The following is a 409-nucleotide window of genomic DNA, read 5'->3' on the forward strand; positions in this document are numbered from 1 at the left end:
TCCTCATAACGTAAACCAATGGTCGTGGTAATGCGCCGGTTGGTCATTCGTCCAGGATTTCCTACGCTGATCGACGAAAACAGCGAGTTCGGTACGTACAATGGACGATTATCAAAGGTCTTAATTTTGGTAATTCGCCAGCCAATTTCCGCTACTTTACCTTCGATATTTCTGTCCGGTGAACGGATCCAGTCGCCAATCCTGAAAGGACGGTCGAAATAGAGCATAATCCCGGAAAAGAAGTTACTCAGAATATCTTTACCGGCCATACCGACAGCCAGACCACCAATACCACCAAAGGTCAACAAGCCAGAAAGGCTCATGCCGAAATGTTCGCCATAAAGCAGAACAAGCACCACAATAATGGTGATTTTGATAATGCGCGACATGATCCGCGCACTGGTGATAT

The 409-nt window shown here is 46.5% G+C and carries 1 pseudogene; it reads right to left on the reverse strand.

Annotated elements, in window-relative coordinates:
• A pseudogene (ynaI, locus tag JZ792_RS41495) lies at nucleotides 1–409 on the reverse strand (low conductance mechanosensitive channel YnaI); the annotation flags it as partial.

Origin of the sequence: Nocardia noduli (genome assembly GCF_019038455.1) — a bacterium.
GTDB lineage: Bacteria > Actinomycetota > Actinomycetes > Mycobacteriales > Mycobacteriaceae > Nocardia > Nocardia noduli.